The sequence below is a fragment of the Tepidiphilus succinatimandens genome, assembly GCF_006503695.1.
In the GTDB taxonomy this organism is placed as follows: domain Bacteria; phylum Pseudomonadota; class Gammaproteobacteria; order Burkholderiales; family Rhodocyclaceae; genus Tepidiphilus; species Tepidiphilus succinatimandens.
Genome location: NZ_SBIK01000011.1, coordinates 33,349 through 50,835 on the forward strand (window position 1 = coordinate 33,349; position 17,487 = coordinate 50,835).

General features: G+C 64.8%; 13 protein-coding genes. 9 read left to right on the plus strand and 4 right to left on the minus strand.

What is annotated here, in order from left to right; genetic code table 11:
• Positions 1–54: 54 nt before the first annotated feature.
• Positions 55–936: an NAD(+)/NADH kinase gene (locus EPD82_RS07805; protein ID WP_141056329.1), complete on the plus strand. Its 882-nt coding sequence runs from the start codon at positions 55–57 to the stop codon at positions 934–936.
• A 20-nt stretch (positions 937–956) separates the two neighbouring features.
• Complete coding sequence (recN, locus tag EPD82_RS07810; protein WP_141056330.1) at positions 957–2,645, plus strand: DNA repair protein RecN; 1,689 nt, start codon at positions 957–959, stop codon at positions 2,643–2,645.
• Here recN and EPD82_RS07815 read toward each other — a convergent pair.
• The 3 genes from EPD82_RS07815 to EPD82_RS07825 all read right to left on the minus strand — a co-directional run bounded on the left by EPD82_RS07815 (position 2,563) and on the right by EPD82_RS07825 (position 4,668).
• Positions 2,563–2,949: a nucleotidyltransferase family protein gene (locus EPD82_RS07815; RefSeq protein ID WP_141056331.1), complete on the minus strand. Its 387-nt coding sequence runs from the start codon at positions 2,947–2,949 to the stop codon at positions 2,563–2,565. The two genes, recN and EPD82_RS07815, sit on opposite strands and share 83 nt — an antisense overlap.
• Positions 2,946–3,386, minus strand: coding sequence for an HI0074 family nucleotidyltransferase substrate-binding subunit (locus tag EPD82_RS07820; RefSeq protein WP_055424234.1), 441 nt, complete (start codon positions 3,384–3,386; stop codon positions 2,946–2,948). Before EPD82_RS07820 ends, EPD82_RS07815 begins: the two co-directional genes overlap by 4 nt.
• Positions 3,387–3,474: 88 nt before the next feature.
• A complete protein-coding gene (locus tag EPD82_RS07825; protein ID WP_141056332.1) occupies positions 3,475–4,668 on the minus strand; it encodes an MFS transporter in 1,194 nt (397 codons plus the stop codon).
• A 272-nt stretch (positions 4,669–4,940) separates the two neighbouring features.
• Here EPD82_RS07825 and EPD82_RS07830 point away from each other — a divergent pair, with 272 nt between their 5' ends.
• The 5 genes from EPD82_RS07830 (at position 4,941) to EPD82_RS07850 (ending at position 14,209) form a co-directional block, all read left to right on the plus strand.
• Positions 4,941–7,112, plus strand: coding sequence for a hydantoinase/oxoprolinase family protein (locus EPD82_RS07830; protein WP_141056333.1), 2,172 nt, complete (start codon positions 4,941–4,943; stop codon positions 7,110–7,112).
• Between the two features lie 13 nt (positions 7,113–7,125).
• A complete protein-coding gene (locus tag EPD82_RS07835) occupies positions 7,126–9,450 on the plus strand; it encodes a hydantoinase B/oxoprolinase family protein (RefSeq protein ID WP_141056334.1) in 2,325 nt (774 codons plus the stop codon).
• Positions 9,451–9,504: 54 nt separating this feature from the next.
• Positions 9,505–10,017 (plus strand): acetone carboxylase subunit gamma, encoded by a 513-nt coding sequence (locus tag EPD82_RS07840; RefSeq protein ID WP_141056368.1) that lies wholly within the window; start codon positions 9,505–9,507, stop codon positions 10,015–10,017.
• 69 nt (positions 10,018–10,086) lie between these two features.
• Complete coding sequence (locus tag EPD82_RS07845; RefSeq protein ID WP_141056335.1) at positions 10,087–12,051, plus strand: AMP-binding protein; 1,965 nt, start codon at positions 10,087–10,089, stop codon at positions 12,049–12,051.
• Between the two features lie 148 nt (positions 12,052–12,199).
• Positions 12,200–14,209, plus strand: coding sequence for a sigma-54-dependent Fis family transcriptional regulator (locus EPD82_RS07850; RefSeq protein WP_141056336.1), 2,010 nt, complete (start codon positions 12,200–12,202; stop codon positions 14,207–14,209).
• Between the two features lie 95 nt (positions 14,210–14,304).
• Here the strand turns inward: EPD82_RS07850 and EPD82_RS07855 are convergent, their stop codons facing one another.
• Entirely contained in the window at positions 14,305–15,213 is a 909-nt protein-coding gene (locus tag EPD82_RS07855; RefSeq protein ID WP_141056337.1) for a LysR family transcriptional regulator, read from the minus strand.
• Positions 15,214–15,379: 166 nt separating this feature from the next.
• Here EPD82_RS07855 and EPD82_RS07860 point away from each other — a divergent pair, with 166 nt between their 5' ends.
• Both EPD82_RS07860 and fghA read left to right on the plus strand, forming a co-directional pair.
• A complete protein-coding gene (locus EPD82_RS07860; protein WP_141056338.1) occupies positions 15,380–16,489 on the plus strand; it encodes an S-(hydroxymethyl)glutathione dehydrogenase/class III alcohol dehydrogenase in 1,110 nt (369 codons plus the stop codon).
• Positions 16,490–16,512: 23 nt separating this feature from the next.
• Positions 16,513–17,376, plus strand: a complete 864-nt coding sequence (gene fghA / locus EPD82_RS07865) for an S-formylglutathione hydrolase (protein ID WP_141056339.1) — start codon at positions 16,513–16,515, stop codon at positions 17,374–17,376.
• Positions 17,377–17,487: the final 111 nt, after the last annotated feature.

Sequence of the window (17,487 nt, forward strand, 5' to 3'; positions counted from 1 at the left end):
AAGTTCGCCGCGCGACGGCGCCGATCGTGGCCGAGTTGTGGAATAATCCGGGGCATGGCGAATCCATTTACCTCCATCGGTTTGATCGGCAAGCACCAATCGGCGGAAGTCGCCGCGGCGCTGGTCGAGACGGCGCGGTTTCTGCACGAACGAGGTTATCACGTTTTGATCGAGGCGGAGACGGCGAGTTCGCTCGGCAACTGCGCTCCTTTCCCCGCGCTGCCCTACGCGCGCCTGGGCACCCAGATCGACCTGGCGGTGATCGTCGGCGGGGACGGCACGATGTTGAACGCCGCCCGCCATCTCGTCCATCACGACGTGCCGCTCGTGGGCATCAACCAGGGGCGGGTGGGCTTTCTCACCGACATCCCGCGCGACGAGGCGCAGGAACGGCTCTCCGAGATCCTCGCGGGCGATCATCAGGAAGAAGTGCGCTCCATGCTCTTTGGGCAGCTGCTGCGCGGCGACAAGGTGCTCACGTCGAGCCACGCCCTCAACGACATCGTGGTGAACAAGGGCGATTTGGGGCGGATGATCGAATTCCGGCTCACCGTCGACGGGGCCTACGTCTATACCCAGCGCTCCGACGGCATGATCGTGGCCACGCCCACCGGGTCGACCGCCTATGCGCTCTCGGCCAACGGTCCCATCCTGCATCCGGGGGTGGACGGCATCGCCCTGGTGCCGCTGTGCCCGCACGCGCTCACGGCGCGGCCGGTGACCTTGCCCGATCGCTGTACCATCGAGATCGAACTCCTGCCGGGTCACATGGCCGACGTGCATTTCGACGGGCAGGGGCGCATCGAGATGCTGCCGGGCGACGTGCTGCGCATCCAGCGGGCGCAGCGCGGCGTGCGGCTGCTGCATCCGCGGCAATACTGCTATTTCGCCATGCTGCGCGAGAAACTGCACTGGAGCGCACTGCCTCGCGGCTGAGGCGGCGCAAGGGGGAGGAAGTGCTCGTTCGCCTGACCATCCGCGAGTTTGTGCTGGTGCGCGAGCTGGCGCTCGATTTCGCGCCCGGCTTCGGCGTGCTCACCGGCGAAACCGGCGCAGGCAAGTCCATCCTGCTCGATGCGCTCGATCTGCTGCTCGGCGGGCGCGCCAGCGCCGAGGTGATTCGCCAGGGAGCCGAACGGGCCGAAGTGGCGCTCGAATGCACCCTGCCGCCAGCGGCGGAGGCGCGTGCCTGGCTCGAGGCGCACGGCATTGAGGCCGAGGGCGACACGATCCTTTTGCGCCGCAACATCGAGCGCTCGGGCCGCTCGCGTGCGTGGATCGAGGCCGTGCCGGTGCCAGCGGCGGCCCTGCGCGAGTTCGGTGCCTGGATCGCCGACATCCACGGCCAACACGCCCACCACGCGCTCCTCGAAGGCGCGGTGCAGCGGCGCATGCTCGACCGGCTCGCCGGAGCCGAGGCGCTCGCCGAGGAGGTGCGGCGCCGTTTCGTCGCCTGGGAGTCGGCACGCGAACGGCTTGCTCAGGCGCGCGAGCGGCAGGCGAGCCTGGGCGAGGAGCGCGAGCGTCTGCTGTGGCAGCTGCAGGAGTGGGAGCGGCTGGCGCTGCGTCCCGGCGAATGGGAAGAAGTGCAGCAGGAACACCGGCGGCTCGCGCATGCGGCGCAGCTGCTGCAACAGGTGGCGCAGGCGGCGGCATTGCTCAGCGAAGACGAACCCTCGGCGCAAGGATTGCTGGGGCAGGCCGAACGCGCGCTCGCCGGCAGCCTCGACTACGACGCCCGCCTGGCCGAAGCCGTGCAGCTGGTGAGCGAGGCGCGCATCGGCGTGCAGGAAGCCGCCGCCAGCCTTCGGCGCTATCTCGACGCCTTCGAGCTCGATCCGGCGCGGCTTGCCGAACTCGAACGGCGTCTTGCCGCCATCGACGAATTCGCCCGCCGTTACCGCGTGCCGCCGGAGGAACTTTTCGCCCTTGCCGAGCGCTGGCGCGAGCGCCTCGCCGCTTTGGAAGAGAGCGCCGACCTCGAGCGGCTGGAGCGCGAAGCGCGCGCCGCCGAGTCGGCCTACTTCGAATCCGCCCGCGCGCTCGGCGAGCGCCGGCGCGAGACGGCCGAATGGCTCTCGGCCGAAGTGAGCGCGGCAATGCAGACGCTGGCGATGAAAGGCGGGCGCTTCGATGCGGCGCTCGTGCCCGGCGAGCCTGCGGCCACGGGCCTGGAGCGGGTGGAATTTCGCGTTGCCGCCAACCCGAGCCAGGCGCTCGCGCCCCTTGCCCGCGTGGCCTCGGGCGGGGAACTCTCGCGCATCGGTCTGGCGATCCAGGTGATCGCCAGCCGCGCGAGCGACACGCCCACGCTCATCTTCGACGAAGTCGACGTCGGCATCGGCGGCGCGGTGGCCGAGATCGTCGGCCGCTCGCTCTGGCAGCTCGGCCGCGACCGCCAGGTGCTGGCGGTGACGCACCTGCCGCAAGTGGCCGCCTGGGCCGACTGGCAGCTGCGCGTATGGAAAGAGGAAGAGGGTGGTGCCATGCACACCCGCGTCGAAGCGCTCGAACCGGCCGCCCGCGTCGAGGAGATCGCCCGCATGCTGGGCGGGCTGGAAATCACCGATACGACCCGCGAGCACGCGCGGGAGCTGCTGGCGCGGCGGGGGATGAACCAGACGGAACCTCCCCCTGCTGGATGACGACGTAGCCCCGTTCGATCTCCTGGCGAAACGTTTCAGGCAGGCGCGCCCAGTCCTGCACGTCGACCGAGATCGGCAGGTCGCTGTCGCGCAAGGCGCGGCGCAGCGCCGGAAGCGCCGAACAGGGGCGATGGGGGTCGAGCGGGTCGCGCACGACCAGATCGAGATCGCTTGCCGCGTGCGCGTCGCCCTTCACCCGGCTGCCGTAAGCCCAGACCTCATGGCCGGGAACGTGGCGCCGCAAAAGGGTGCGGACCTCGTCCAGATAGCGGGCGGGCAGGTCGAGGGAAGGAAGATCGGTCATGGAGTTCGATCCTCGCCCGGTTCGGTGGTAAGGCGTGATTCGAGCGCCCTGGCATCGCGCAGAAAATCGGGGATGAGCGCCAGCGTCTCCGCGACGAACGCTTCGCCGTAGTCATGGGCGGTATCGTTGCGGTTGTCCCGATAGGCGAACCAGCGCTCGGTTTCTTCGAGGGTCAAGAGACCGTGCCGGGCCGCCAGACGCAAGACGTCCTTGAAAAGCAGACTCTCGATCTGGCGGGCCGTGTGACCGTATTCCTTGAGCCGACGTTTGAGCAGTTTGAAGCAGACTTCTTGCGAGAGTTCGAACCCCTTGACGATGGCCATGCGCAGGATTTCCCGCTCGAGCTCGTTGCCGACGCTTTCGGCATGGCGGAATCGCTCGACGGCGGCTTCCAGGGCGCGCAGAGTGGTGCGCAGATGCTCGGTGTTCAACGCCATGTCGTCTTGTCTCGCGGCGGGAATGGATGGGGATCGCTGAGGAGTGTAGCCGACTGGCTGCCATGGGGAAGAAGAAAATTCATTCCTTTCATTCTCTTCCGTACCGCATCAATGCCGCACCCGCCCCTGCGGCGAGTACGGCCCCCGCCACGAATGCGGCTTCGGCGCCCCCGGTGCTCCACAGCCAGCCGGCGAGCGCGCTCGCAGCCAAGAGCGCGAGGCCCGTGAGCAGGTTGAATCCGCCGAAGGCCGTGCCGCGCAGCTCGGCCGGCGCGGCGTGCGCGATCATCTTGGCGAAGATGCCTTGCGTGGCGGCGAGGTGCGCCCCCCACAGGAGGGCGGCGAGGAAGACCACGGTCGGGCCGCTTGCCGAGGCGAGCAGCAGGTCGGCAAGGACGAGGGCGGCGATGCCGGCAAGCAACAGGCGCTTCGTGCCTATCCGGTCGGCGGCGACGCCGGCCGGATAGGCGAGCGTGGCATAGGCGACGTTCATCGTAATCATCACCAGCGGCACCAAGCCGATGTTCAGCCCCACGTCGTGCGCGCGCAGCAGCAGGAAGGCTTCGCTGTAGCGCGCCAGCGTGAAGAGCACGCCAAGGCCCACGATCGCCCAATAGGCGCGCGGCAGGGAGAGGACCTGCCGCCAGGAGAAGGTCTCGCGCACGGCGGGCGCGGTGACGCGGGGCGGTTCGGGCACGAGCCGCACGAGCGCGAGTACGGCCAGGATCGCCGGCAGTGCCGCCACCCAGAACACCAGCCGAATGTCACCGGCAAACCAGGCCATGAGGGCGAAGGCAAGGAGCGGTCCGACGAAGGCGCCCACCGAATCGAGCGCCTGGCGCAAACCGTAGGCCGCGCCGCGCAGCTCGTCGGGCGTGACGTCGGCGATGAGCGCGTCGCGCGGGGCTTCGCGGATCCCTTTGCCGAAACGGTCGAGCAGCCGCGCCGCCAGCACCCAGGAGACCGAGGCGGCGAGCGGGAAGAGCGGCTTGGTGAAGGCCGAGAGCGCATAGCCGGTCACCACGATGGCCTTGCGCCGGTGCAGAAAGTCCGACAGTGCTCCGGAGAAGACCTTGGTGAAGGCCACCGTGGCTTCCGCCAGACCCTCGATGAGCCCGATCGTGGCCATCGAGGCCCCCAGCACGCCCGAGAGAAAGAGCGGCAACAGGCTGTGGATCATCTCCGAGGAGATGTCCATGAAGAGCGAGGTCAGCGCCAGGCCCCACACGCTCAAAGGCAACGCGCGCAGGCCACCACGGGGGGCAGGATCAGACAAGGGCATGGGAGGGAACTCCGTCCTTTTTATCGATGATAAGGCATCTCGAACGCTTCTTTCGAACGGCGTCGTTCGATTCACGGATGAACCGTTCGATTTTCGGACGACCAGGAATCGTTGCCTTGTGCTGTGATGCAAGAAACTAATAGTTGAATTAGCCTATATTCTGGTTGAACTCATTGTTGCAGTGCGTCATTTCAAATGTGGCACGGAGCTTGCATACAAGAAACCAGGCGTTCATTCGCGAATGCCGTTCGTCAAACAAGGAGGAGACACCTATGGAGACCGGACAGCAGACCTCTCGAGCCGGGGGGCAGACTTCCAAAGTCCAGGTGATGGGAATCGACGCCGGCGGCACGATGACCGACACCTTTTTCGTCCGCGAGGATGGCCGCTTCGTCGTCGGCAAGGCACAGAGCAATCCCGAAGACGAGTCGCTTGCCATCTATAACTCGTCGCAGGACGCGCTCGCGCACTGGAACCGCACCGTCGACGACGTCTATCCCGAACTCGTTACGGGCGTGTATTCCGGCACGGCGATGCTCAACCGCGTGGTGCAGCGCAAGGGGCTTGAAGTGGGGCTCATCTGCAACAAGGGCTTCGAGCACGTGCATTCGATGGGGCGAGCGATCCAGTCTTATCTCGGCTATGCCCTGGAGGAGCGCATCCATCTCAACACCCACCGCTACGACGAACCGCTCGTGCCGCTGTCGCGCACCCGGGGCGTGACCGAACGCACCGACGTGCAGGGCGAGATCGTGGTGCCCCTGCGTGAGAACGAGGTTCGCCAGGCGGTGCGGGAACTGGTCGACGCCGGTTCCAAGGCGATCGTCATCTCGCTGCTGCAATCGCACAAGAACGCGACCAACGAACGGCGTGCGCGCGATATCTGCCTCGAAGAACTCGATCGGCTTGGAGCAAAGATCCCGGTCTTCGCCTCGGTCGATTACTACCCCTCGCGCAAGGAGAGCCACCGCACCAACACCACGGTGCTCGAAGCCTACGCCGCCGAACCCTCGCGCCAGACGCTGAAGAAAGTCAACGACCGCTTCAAGAAACACGGCGCCAAGTTCGACCTGCGCGTGATGGCTACCCACGGCGGCACCATCAGCTGGAAAGCGAAAGAGCTCGCCCGCACCATCGTTTCCGGGCCGATCGGAGGGGTCATCGGCTCGAAACTGCTCGGCGAGAAACTGGGCTACGACAACATCGCCTGCAGTGACATCGGCGGCACCAGCTTCGACATGGCGCTCATCACCAAGGGTAACTTCGCCATCGCCTCCGACCCGGACATGGCGAGGCTCGTGCTCTCGCTGCCGCTCGTGTCGATGGACTCGGTCGGGGCCGGGGCCGGTTCCTTCGTGCGCATCGACCCCTATAGCGGCGGCATCAAGCTCGGACCCGACAGCGCCGGTTACCGGGTGGGGACCTGCTGGCCGGAGAGCGGGCTCGATACCGTCACCGTGTCGGATTGCCACGTCGTGCTGGGGTATCTCAACCCGAACAACTTCCTCGGCGGGGCGATCAAGCTCGACGTGGAGCGCGCGCGCCAGCATCTCAAGGCGCAGATCGCCGACCCCTTGGGACTGAGCGTGGAAGACGCCGCCGCCGGCGTCATCGAATTGCTCGACCTGCACCTGCGGGACTACCTGCGCGCGACCATCAGCGGCAAGGGCTACAGCGCTACCGACTTCGTCTGCTTCTCCTACGGCGGCGCGGGGCCCGTGCACACCTATGGCTATACGCAGGGAGCGGGATTCCGCGACGTCATCATTCCGGCCTGGGCGGCAGGGTTTTCCGCCTTCGGCTGCGCCTGCGCCGACTTCGAATACCGCTACGACAAGAGCGTCGATCTGGCCTTGCCCCAGCATGCGAGCGACACCGACAAGGTGGCCGCCTGCGCCGTGCTGATGGACGCCTGGCAGGAACTGGCCGCCAAGGTCGTCGAGGAATTCGTCATCAACGGCTTCAAGCCCGAGGATGTGATGCTGCGCCCTGGCTTCCGCATGCAGTACATGGGGCAGTTGAACGACCTGGAGATCGAGTCTCCCGTGGCGCAGGCCCGCACGGAGCAGGATTGGGACAAGATGGTGGAGGCGTTCGAGAACACGTACGGGCGGGTGTATTCCCATTCGGCCCGCTCGCCCGAGCTCGGCTTCTCGGTCACCGGCGCCATCATGCGCGGCTACGTGGCGACGCAAAAACCCGTGCTTCCCGAAGACCCCGATGGCGGTCCGAATCCGGCGGCGGAAGCGAAACTCGGTACGCGCCCATTTTATCGTCACCACAAGTGGGCCGAGGCGACGATCTGGAAGATGGAAGCGCTCAAGCCCGGAAACCGTATCACCGGGCCGGCCATCATCGAGTCGGATGCCACCACCCTGGTCGTTCCAACTGGGTTTGAAGTGCGGCTCGACAAGCACCGCCTGTTCCATCTGAAAGAAATCTGAGGAGGAGACATCCATGAACATCATGAACCCGAACGCGACCCGGGCCGGCAGCTTGCTAGGCAACGGCATGACCTTGAAGCAGTTCCGCGACGGCATTCTCGAGCGTACCGCCAAGAGTGGCCATTACAACGGCCTCAAGAAGCTCGAGTTGCGCGAGAGCGACCCGATCCGCTATGAGAAGCTCTTCTCCAAACTGCGCGGCGGCTTGGTGCATGCCCGCGAGACGGCGAAGAAGATCGCCGCAAGCCCCATCGTCGAGCAGGAAGGGGAACTGTGCTTCACCCTCTACAACCCGGCCGGCGACTGCGTGCTCACCTCCACCGGCATCATCATCCACGTCGGCACCATGGGCGCGGCGATCAAGTACATGATCGAGAACGACTGGGAGAGCAATCCCGGCATCAACCCCGGGGACATGTTCACCAACAACGATTGTTCGATCGGCAACGTGCACCCTTGCGACATCGCCACCATCGTACCGATTTTCGCGCACGGCAAACTCGTGGGCTGGGTGGGCGGCGTGACGCACGTGATCGACACAGGGTCGATCTCCCCCGGATCGATGTCGACGGGACAGGTGTCGCGCTTCGGCGATGGCTACATGGCCACTTGCCGCAAGACCGGCGTCAACGACGTACCGCTGCGCGACTGGCTGCACGAGAGCCAGCGCTCGATCCGCACGCCGAAGTACTGGATCCTCGATGAGCGCACCCGCATCGCCGGCTGCCACATGGTGCGAGCACTCGTGGAAGAAGTGATCGAGGAAGAGGGGCTGGATGCCTACGAGCAGTTCTCGTATGAAGTCATCGAAGAGGGGCGGCGAGGTCTGCAGAACCGCATCAAGGCGATGACCATCCCCGGCAAGTACCGCACCGTGGCCTTCGTCGACGTCCCCTATGCGCATCCCGACGTCCAAACCCCTTCCGAGTATGCAAAAATCGATACCATCATGCATTCGCCGTGCGAGATGACGGTGCGTGCCGACGGATCGTGGAAACTCGATTTCGAAGGGGCGAGCCGCTGGGGCTGGCATAGCTACAACGCCAACCAGGTCGCCTTCACCAGCGGCATCTGGGTGATGATGACCCAGACGCTGGTGCCGACGCAGCGCATCAACGACGGCGCCTATTACGGTACCGAGTTCCGTTTGCCCAAGGGAACGTGGATGAACCCGGACGATCGGCGCACGGGCCACGCCTACGCCTGGCACTTCCTCGTCTCGGGCTGGAGCGCGCTGTGGCGGGCGCTGTCGCACGGCTACTTCAGCCGGGGCTATCTGGAGGAAGTCAACTCTGGCAACGCCAACACCGCCAACTGGCTGCAAGGTGGTGGGATCAACCAAGAAGGGGAGGTGCACGCGGTCAATAGCTTCGAGTCGGCCGCTTGCGGCACCGGCGCCTGCGCGATCAAGGACGGGCTCAACCACGCCGCGGCGATCTGGAACCCCGAAGGCGACATGGGCGACATCGAGATCTGGGAGATGGCCGAGCCGCTCCTCTATCTCGGGCGCAACGTCAAGGCCAACTCCGGCGGCTACGGCAAATACCGCGGTGGTTGCGGCTTCGAGACGCTGCGCATGGTCTGGAAGGCCAAGGACTGGACCATGTATTTCATGGGCAACGGCTACATGAACAGTGACTGGGGCCTGATGGGCGGCTACCCCTCGGCGACCGGCTACCGCTTCGAGGCGCACAAGACCGGCCTCAAGGAGCGGATCACGACCAACGACTCGCTGCCTCTGGGTGCCGACCTCAACCCCAGCGCTTATGCCTACGAAAAGCACATCGATGCCACCGCCCGCGTCAAACGCGACAAGCAGGCGATGACCACCGAGAAATGCTTCGAGGACTACGATCTCTACCTCAACTATCTGCGCGGTGGTCCTGGCTTCGGCGATCCGCTCGATCGCGACCCTGCGGCGATCGCCAACGATCTCAATCATGGGTTTTTGCTGCCGGAATATGCGCGCAAAGTCTATGGTGCGGTATTGCTGCAAAACGAAAAAGGCGTGTGGTCGGTCGACGCCGAGAAGACGAAGACCCGCCGCGCCGAGATCCGCAAGGAGCGCCTGCGCCGCGCCGTGCCGGTGAAAACGTGGATGCGAGACGAGCGCGAGCGCATCGTCACCAAGCACGCGAGCCTGCCGGTGCGCCACATGTACGCGACGAGCTTCGGACTGTCGAAGAAGTTCTACGCTGAATTCAAGAAATTCTGGGATCTCCCGGCCGATTGGGAACTCACCGAGGATGAACTAGGGGTGCCATCCTACGGTTCCCGTTACCGGATGGACCTCAGCAAGCTGCCCGACGTGCATCCGGTGGTCCTGGTGGAAGAATGAGGCGAGAGAAGGCGGAGGAATGAGCCCTCCGCCAACGAAACGAGGAGACGAATGATGGCAACGACTTACACGAAAGAGCAGATCGAGAAACTCATCGACGGCCGGCTGGACTGGGATACGACCTTCCGCATGCTGGCGATGCCCAAGGACCCGGAGCGCTTCGAACTCTACGTCGGGGTGCTGCAGGAGCGGCTCGGCTGGAAAGACAAGATCATCCTGCCTCTGGGGCCGCATCTCTACATCGTGCAAAACGCTGCCGACAAGCGCTGGGTGATCAAGTGCGACTGCGGCCATGAATTCTGCGACTACCGCCAGAACTGGAAGATGCACGCCGTCATCTACGTGCGCGACACGGAAGAGGCACTCACCGAGATCTATCCCAAGCTGATGGCGCCGGACCCGGCCTGGCAAGTGTATCGCGAGTACTACTGCCCCGAGTGCGGCACGCTGCACGACGTGGAGGCGCCCACGCCGTGGTATCCGGTGATCCATGACTTCGAGCCGGACATCGAGGCGTTCTATAAAGAATGGCTGGGGCTGCCGGTGCCGGAGCGGGCGGCCGCCTGAGATGCAAGGGAAAGGCGTGCGCGGTGCAATGCCGCGTGCGCCGACCCGAACAAGAAAGGGAGGGGGACGATGGCGATCGAACTGGCGACGGGAACCCCGTTCGCCCAGACTTGGCTGGCCGGTTTTCTTCAGCGCTACGGTTGCGCCGATCTCGGCGAGCTGCGCGAGGCTGCCGCGCGCGAGCCGGCCCGTTTCTGGGGCGAGACGGCCGAGGCGCTCGAGATCCGTTGGGCGCAGCCCTACACCGAGGCGCTCGACGTCTCGCGCGGCATCATGTGGCCGAAGTGGTTCGTCGATGGGCAATGGGATTTCTACGATCATCTCGTCGGGCGGCGCGCGCGCGAACTGCCCGAAGAGGACGCCCTGCTGTGGGAGGGGGACGATGGCACCGTGCGCAGTCTGAGCTGGAGGGAAGTGGACGACGAAGCGCGGCGGCTCGCCTCCGTGCTTCGGGGCTTGGGGGTGGAGCAGGGAGACCGGATCGGCGTTTTCCTGCCCATGCTGCCCGAGACCGCCCTCGTGATGCTCGCGACGGTACGGCTCGGGGCGATCGCGATGCCGTTCTTCTCCGGCTACGGCGCCGAGGCGGTGGCGAATCGCCTCAACGATGGCGAAGCCAAGGTGCTGGTGTGTGCCGACGGGTTCTTGCGCCGCGGCAAGGCGGTGCCGATGCTCGAGGAAGCGCGCGCCGCCTTGGAGCGCTCCCCCTCGGTGCGGCATCTGCTCGTCGTCGGCCGGCTCGGTGCTTTGCGTGGAGCGCCTTCGGCAGGCGCGCATTGGCAGGAACACGACTACGCCGCCCTTCTTGTCGCTGGTGCGCGGCACGAGGATCCCACCGTTTTCCCCGCCGAGACGCCGTCGATGATCCTCTATACCTCGGGGACCACCGGCAAACCCAAGGGCGTGGTGCACACCCAGATCGGCTTTGCCCTCAAGGCGGCCCAAGATCTGGCCGTGGCCTTCGATCTCAAGCCCCGCGATCGCATCCTCTGGGTCACCGACATGGGGTGGATGATGGGCCCTTGGCTCGTCTATGGCGGTTGGATGCGCGGTGCCACCATCACCTTGTTCGAGGGAGTTCCGGATCATCCCGACCGCCGGCGATTGTGGTCGCTGGTCGAACGGCACCGCCTGACGCACCTAGGTTTCGCGCCGACGCTGGCGCGCCTGCTGATGGCTGCGGGGGACGAGGCTCTGCCCCAAGCAGGGATGCTGGAGACGCTACGCGTGTTCGGCTCCACTGGTGAGCCCTGGAACGAGACCCCCTGGCGCTGGCTCTACGAGACGGTGGGCGAGAAGCGCCGTCCGATCATCAACTATTCCGGCGGCACCGAGATCGGCGGCGGCATTCTCTCCTGCTTCGTCGGCTTGCCGCAGAAACCCTGCGGTTTTGCCGGCCCCATACCGGGCATGGTCGCCGACGTGCTCGATGCCGATGGGCGCTCGCTGCTCGATCGGCCGGGGGAAGTCGGGGAATTGGTACTGCGCGCGCCCTGGCCAGGGATGACGAGGGGCTTCTGGCGCGACGATGAGCGCTATCTCGCGACCTACTGGTCACGTTTCCCGAACGTGTGGGTGCACGGCGATTGGGTGGCCGTAGACGCCGACGGGCACTGGTTCATCCAGGGTCGCAGCGACGATACGCTCAAGGTGGCGGGAAAGCGCGTCGGTCCGGCCGAATACGAATCGGCGCTCGTCGCTCATCCGGCGGTGGCCGAGGCGGTTGCGATCGGCGTGCCCGATTCCCTCAAGGGAGAGGTGGCGGTGTGTTTCGTCACCTTGCGTTCCGCGGCGGCTTCGCGCCCCTGGGCGGAACTCGAGGGGGAGCTGATCGCTCACGTGGCCGAAGTGCTGGGAAAAGCGCTTGCCCCCAAGCGCATCCACCCTGTATCGGCCTTACCGAAGACGCGCAACGGCAAGATACTGCGCCGCCTCGTGCGCGCCGCCTACCTCGACCAGCCTCTGGGGGATCTCAGTTCGCTCGAAGACGCCTCGGCGATCGAGGCGATCCGATCCTGCCGCAGCGCATCCTGATCCGTTTCCTCCCTTTTACCCATGGCCACCGTTGCTTTTACCGAAAAACGGTGTAAGCTTATGTGGCCATAGGGATTTTTTGTGTTCACAAAAAGAGCGGAAAACGTCGTCGACGCCATTTCGCCGAACACATGAGGAGAGGGTAGAGATGGACGCTCGATTACCCGGGGATGCTTTTCCCGAGCCGGAAAAAGAGCGGGCGGTGATGACGGCGTGGGAGCGTTTCCTCGCCGGCGAGCGCGAGCCCGTGTTTTCACTGAGAGAACTGGTGGCGCGCTCGTGGGAAAGGAGTCAGCGCCTCGCCGTCGACCCGCGCCAGGCGGCCGCACCCCCACCGATCGCCGACTCTTCCTTGGAGGAGATCAAGGCAGGGTATCGCGACTTGCTGCAGGCGAGTGCGCCGGTGATGGCCTGTGCCCGGGATTTCCTCCGCGAGACCGGTACCGTGATGTTGCTCACCAACCCCTCCTGCATGATCCTGACGATGGAGGGGGATGCACCGACGCTCGATGCCGCTAAAACCATCCACCTTCAGCCGGGCGCAGCCTGGGGCGAGGATGTATGTGGGACGAATGCCATCGGCACGGCTCTGGTGCTGGCGCAGCCGGTGCAGATCCACTCGGCGGAGCATTACTGCGCCGGCATCAAGCGCTGGAGCTGCGCCGCGACGGCAATCCGCCATCCGCACGACGGCGAGATCTTGGGTGTGCTCGACGTCTCCGGCCTGTCCCGCTCCTTCAGTCGCCAGAGCCTGGCCTTGGTGGTTACCGCGGCGCAGCGCATCGAGAGTCGCATCACGATGCAAGAGATGGAACTGCGCTATCGCTTGCTCGAGGTGGCGCGATCCCGCAGCCGCAGTGATGGTCTACTCGTCGTCGATCGACGGGGCTACCCCATCTGGGCAAGCGAAAACGCCCGGGCGGCGATCGAAACCTTGGGGGGAATGATCGATTTTTCCCGTCCTTCCCGGCTCGTCGGTCCTATGAATCCGGCGCAGGATACGCCGGCCGTGCCATCGTGGCTGCGTCCGGAATGGCTGGAGGCGATCGTGGATCACGGTGAGCGTCTCGGTGCCGTGGTGCATTTGCCCTTGCCGCGGGTAGGCCGGGCGGCGCGCGGCGCCAGCGAGCGTCATTACGTTGCCAACGAGAGCGTGCCTCATGCCTTTGCCGGCATCGTTACCGCCGATCCGACGATGCAGGCTTTGATCCGCAAGACCGATCGCCTGGCTCGGGCGAAAGTCCCGATTCTCTTGTTGGGGGAGACGGGGGCGGGCAAGGAAGAGTTCGCCCAAGGCATCCACCGCGCCGGGCCGCACGCCGGCGGCCCTTACGTCGCACTCAACTGTGGCGGCCTGTCGCGCGAGCTGCTCGCCAGTGAGCTCTTCGGCTACGCCGAAGGCGCGTTTACGGGGGCACGGCGTGGCGGCATGGCCGGCAAGCTCGAGGCGGCCCACGGCGGCACGCTCTTCCTCGATGAGATCGGCGAGATGCCGCTCGATCTGCAGCCGCATTTGTTGCGGGTGCTCGAGCGCGGCGAAATTTACCGCCTCGGTGAAAACACGCCGCGCAAGGTGGATTTTCGCCTGGTCGCCGCCACGCACCGCGACCTGCGCCGCGAAGTGGAGGAAGGGCGTTTTCGCATGGACCTCTTCTACCGCATCGCCGTGACCACCGTCATGATTCCTCCCCTGCGCGAGCGACAGGGGGACGTGGCGGTACTCTCCGCACATTTCGTTGCCCATTTTGCCGCTCGGCACGGCTTTCCCGCCAAACCCTTGAGCGAGGAAGCACTCGTCTGCTTGCAGCGATACGCTTGGCCGGGCAACGTCCGGGAATTGCGCAACGTCATCGAGAGCGCCTTGCTGATGAGCGAGGGGGATTCCATCGAGAGAGGGGATCTTCCGCCGGAGATCCTCGGCGAAGGCATGCCATCCGAGCAGGAAAACATCTTTATCAAAGAAGGGAATCACCCCTTGGACGGGACGATCACCCTCATGGGGGCGGAAAAGAGCGCCATCATGCGAGCCATAGCCGTCCATGGCGGCAATCTGACGCGGGCGGCGGCCGATTTGAAGATCGCCAAAAGCACCTTGTACGAAAAGCTCAGACGTTATGGTCTTGATGGTAATATCATAAAAAGGCGCGGCAAGGGTTGAACCGCGCCGCCGGTTAGGTCCCGGGTGCTGTCGAACCGGAGGGTGGTGAGCACCTCACGGATTCGCCGCTTCGTTGAAGTAGGATCGGCGCAGTGCTACTGACCGGGCACGTGCTCGCGCCAGGGCGGCTGGCCGGAAAACCGTTCGACGAGGAAATCGCATACCAGCTGCAGTTTACGCGAGCGCTGCCGGCCAGCAGGGTAGACCAACCACACGCCGGTGAAGGGGTGGCGATAGCGCTCGAGGAGCGATACCAGCTCACCGCGAGCGATCGCCTCCTCGACGTAATAATCGGGCAGGCGAGCGATTCCCAGCCCTTTGCGAACGGCATCGAGCAAGGCCGCGCCGGAGTTGGCACGCCAGCGCCCTTCGGGGCGCACCTCCCGCACTTTTCCCCCTTCACTGAACGTCCATATGGGGTTGGTGCCGAGCAAGCAATCGTGCTGCTTCAGATCTTCCAAGGTGCGAGGAACGCCCCGGCGGCCGAGATACTCGGGACTGGCGCAGACGTACTCGCGCCGGTCACACAGGCGCCGGGCGAGCAAAGAGGAGGGAGCCTTGAGGTTCCCCATGCGAACCGCCAGATCATAGCCCTCGCCCACCACGTCGACCTGCTCGTTGGTGAGCGTCAGCTCGAGCCCCAAATGAGGATGACGCAGCAAAAGCTCGTTGAGCAAGGGTGCGATGAAGCGCTCGCCGAAGGTCGTGGCGCAGGTGATCCTGAGCGTTCCCCGGGGTTCATGCTGCTCCTGCACCAGGAGCGCCTCGGCGGCATGGAATTCATCGAGCGCTCTGCTGCAGCGTTCGTAATAGGCTCGTCCCGCTTCGGTGAGGCGGACGCTACGCGTAGTGCGATGTAATAAAGGGAGCCCCAAGCGTCGCTCGAGTTCGGAAACGCCGCGGCTGACGTGCGACACCGACACCCCTAGACGCTCAGCCGCAGCGCTGAATCCTCCTCGCCTCACCACTTCGACGAACGCCTCGACCTCATCCCAGCGCCGCATGTTCGGCCTCGACCATTTCTCAGTAAAAGACGTCGTGATTATTGCATGATGACAACGATCCTTTCTCATCCGGTAAAAAAGGAGGAGACGAAACAGCGTAGACTGAGACGCACGACTTCCCATGCCGCAGCCGAGTGCGGCTACCTTTCCGAAGGAGTTTCCTACGATGAAATCCCGTGCTGCCGTCGCCTGGAAAGCAGGCGCCCCGCTGTCGATCGAAGAAGTGGACGTACAAGGCCCGAAGGCAGGCGAAGCGCTGGTGCGCATCGTCGCCACCGGCGTGTGCCACACCGATGCCTACACCCTCTCTGGCGCCGATCCCGAAGGCGTGTTCCCGACCATCCTGGGCCATGAAGGCGCCGGTATCGTGGAAGAAGTCGGACCAGGAGTGACCTCGGTCAAACCGGGCGATCACGTCATTCCCCTCTATACCCCCGAGTGCGGCCAGTGCAAGTTCTGCCGCTCCGGCAAGACCAACCTGTGCCAGGCGATCCGCGCCACCCAGGGCAAGGGGCTGATGCCCGACGGCACCACCCGTTTCTCCCTCGGCGGCCAGCCGATCTATCACTACATGGGAACCTCGACTTTTTCGGAATACACCGTGGTGCCGGAAATCGCACTCGCCAAGATCGACATCGATGCGCCGCTCGAGAAAGTCTGCCTGCTCGGCTGCGGCATCACCACGGGCATCGGCGCCGTGCTCAACACCGCCAAAGTCGAACCCGGCGCCACGGTGGCAGTATTCGGCCTGGGCGGCATCGGGCTTTCCGTGATTCAAGGAGCACGTATCGCCGGAGCGAGCCGCATTCTCGCCATCGACGTCAACCCCGAGAAATTCGACATGGCCCGCCGCTTCGGTGCCACCGATTTCATCAATCCACGCGATTACACCGACCCCATCCAACAAGTCATCGTCGATCTGACCGACGGCGGCGTGGATTACTCCTTCGAGTGCATCGGCAACGTCCACGTCATGCGCCAGGCGCTCGAATGCTGCCACAAGGGCTGGGGCGTCTCCACCATCATCGGCGTGGCGGGTGCTGGCGAGGAGATCTCCACCCGCCCCTTCATGCTCGTCACCGGGCGCGTCTGGAAAGGTTCGGCCTTTGGCGGAGTCAAGGGGCGCAGCCAGCTGCCGGGCTACGTCGAGGACTACATGAACGGCAAGATCGAGATCGATCCCTTCATCACCCACACGATGGGGCTGGAAGAGATCAACCGGGCGTTCGACTTGATGCACGAAGGCAAGAGCATCCGTTCGGTGATCCTATACTGAAGAGCGTTCCGGAAGACACGACCATGAGCCCTTCGCGCACTGCACCGACCTTGATCGCCCAATACCGCTGTTTCGACGGCTGGGTACGCCGCTACCGCCACGCCTCCGAAAGCACCGGCACCGACATGGTCTTCGGCGTGTATCTACCGCCTCAAGCCGAACACGCCCCCGTGCCGGTACTCTACTGGCTCTCGGGCCTGACCTGTACGGACGAAAACTTCATGCAGAAAGCCGGAGCACAGCGACTCGCCGCGCGACTGGGGCTTGCCCTCGTCTGTCCGGACACGAGCCCGCGCGGCACCCATCTTCCCGAAGAGCACGACAGCTACGATTTGGGTTCCGGCGCGGGCTTCTACGTCGATGCCACAGAGGCTCCCTGGTCGGCTCATTACCGAATGTATGATTACGTGGTACATGAACTGCCGGCCCTGGTCGAGGCCCACCTGCCGGTGACCGATCGCCGTGCCGTGAGCGGGCATTCCATGGGCGGGCACGGCGCGCTCGTCTGTGCCCTGAAAAATCCTGGCCGCTACGCCTCGGTCTCGGCGTTTGCTCCCATCGCCAACCCCAGCCGTTGTCCTTGGGGGCAGAAAGCGTTTCGCGCCTACCTCGGAGACGATCCCCAACGCTGGCGGCAATGGGACGCCTGCGCGCTCATCGCCCAGGCCGAGGAACGCCTGCCTCTGCTCGTCGATCAAGGGGCAGCGGACGAATTCCTCGCCGAACAGCTTCATCCGGAAGCGCTCGAAGCCGCCTGTGCCGCCGCCGGGCATCCGCTGCAGCTACGGCGCCACCCCGGCTACGATCACAGCTATTACTTCGTGGCTACTTTCATCGACGATCACCTGCGTCATCATGCACAGGCCCTTCTTGGAGATTATACATAAAGCATATTAACTACCCAAGGCATCTTCCGAGACCGAAACGATGCTAGGCGCACAGACTGTGCGTCTTGTCTAGCTCGGTTTTTTTCTGATCGGCCCGGCGAGCGTCCTCGA